This is a genomic window from Nocardia miyunensis NBRC 108239 (genome assembly GCF_001613065.1).
Lineage (GTDB): Bacteria > Actinomycetota > Actinomycetes > Mycobacteriales > Mycobacteriaceae > Nocardia > Nocardia miyunensis.
On record NZ_BDBQ01000125.1, the window covers coordinates 1 to 1,375 of the forward strand.

At 65.8% G+C, this 1,375-nt stretch carries 2 protein-coding genes and 2 pseudogenes; 3 read left to right on the forward strand and 1 reads right to left on the reverse strand.

The window, feature by feature from the left end; translation table 11 throughout:
- Positions 1-172: 172 nt before the first annotated feature.
- The gene (locus tag NM2_RS52775) at positions 173-304 is read right to left on the reverse strand and encodes a hypothetical protein (protein ID WP_281182837.1); all 132 of its coding nucleotides are present in this window, start codon (positions 302-304) and stop codon (positions 173-175) included.
- A gap of 193 nt (positions 305-497) precedes the next feature.
- Here NM2_RS52775 and NM2_RS43090 point away from each other — a divergent pair.
- From NM2_RS43090 to NM2_RS43095, 3 genes and pseudogenes are all read left to right on the forward strand, one after another.
- Positions 498-917: pseudogene (locus NM2_RS43090) on the forward strand (transposase); the annotation flags it as partial.
- A 36-nt stretch (positions 918-953) separates the two neighbouring features.
- Positions 954-1,062, forward strand: a pseudogene (locus NM2_RS53555) (hypothetical protein); the annotation flags it as partial.
- Positions 1,041-1,334 (forward strand): DUF5666 domain-containing protein, encoded by a 294-nt coding sequence (locus tag NM2_RS43095; protein ID WP_439956987.1) that lies wholly within the window; start codon positions 1,041-1,043, stop codon positions 1,332-1,334. The pseudogene NM2_RS53555 and the gene NM2_RS43095, both read left to right, overlap by 22 nt.
- Positions 1,335-1,375 lie beyond the last annotated feature (41 nt).

Here is a 1,375-nt window from a genome sequence, read left to right on the forward strand (position 1 = left end):
AGTGCGAGCTGGGACGGGTTCCCCGACTGGGCGCAGTTGCCCGCCGGTGACGTTGGGGCCCGGTGGATGAGGCCTTCGCAGCGGTGCCCGAGTGCGGGGGTCTATCGCCAACACAGGCCACGACCCCCGCCAGGGGTGATCAGGTCTGCGACGAACGGATCGTTGGCGTAGGTCACTCGACGCCCCGGGTGACCCGTTCGCGGATGATCCCGAGGTTCGGCGGGACGTGACTGACGATGCGTATGCCGGACATCGTGATGTGAGCGGCGCGGGCCACCCGCTCGCCTTCGTCACCGCCGGTCATGTGGATCTCGATCCAGAGGGGGCCGATCCCGATGTTGGAGAGGTCGGATATACGAAGTTTGCCGCGAAGCCTGTCGCCGCGCGAATAGCCTTCGCCGCCTGGCGGGCGGGGGTTCCGGCCAGGCATTGCACAGTACCCAACAGAATTCGCCCGGTGTCGCCGGGCATGGCCCCGGCCATGCCGTCGAGGATCTGACGCCGAGGACATCGACCGCGCGCAGCTGGCGGTGAAGGCCTTCGAAATCGATTACGGCGCAAAGTATCCCAAAGCAGTCAAGAAGATCACCGACGATCTCGACGTGCTGCTCGAGTTCTACAGGTATCCGGCCGAGCACTGGATCCACCTGCGCACCACCAAGCCGATCGAGTCGACCTTCACCTCGGTGCGGCTGCGCACGAAAGTCACCAAAGGACCCGGCTCCCGCACCGCGGGAATCGCCATGGCCTACAAGCTGATCGAGTCCGCACAAACCCGCTGGCGCAAGGTCAACGCCCCCGAGTTGGTCGCGCTCGTCCGCAACGGCGCCCTGTTCCACAAGGGCAAACTGCTCGAACGGCCCCGCGAGATCACTCCGCCACGCTCAGCCGACACCACCCGAACGGAGGTCGCCTGAAACATACCTATCCACAGGTTTTGACAATTCCTCCCTGGTGTCGCCGGCGTGATCAAGATGGTGCAGGCGTTGCGGCACGGGATGTTGCCGCGGACATTGCATGCGGATGTGCCGAGCTCGCATGTGGATTGGTCGCCCGCGGCGGCTGCGCCCGCGGCAGGCGCGCAGGAGAACCGCGGCATAACGGTCGGAACGGTCACCGCAACCGACGGCACGACCCTGACCGTCGGGGCGATACTCGGCGGGACCGTCGTCGTGCACAGCACTCCGTCAACCGAGGTGCTGGCGCTGGGCGGCGGTCGGATAGCCGATATCGCCGCCGGTTATTCGGTTTTCGTGCACGGCGACCGGAATCCGGACGGATCCATCGTCGCGAGCCTGATCATCGGCGGACCGCTGGATCTTTCCGGTAAGTGATCGCCGACGGTGAGACCGCTTGCTCAGGGGCGGTTCGGGTG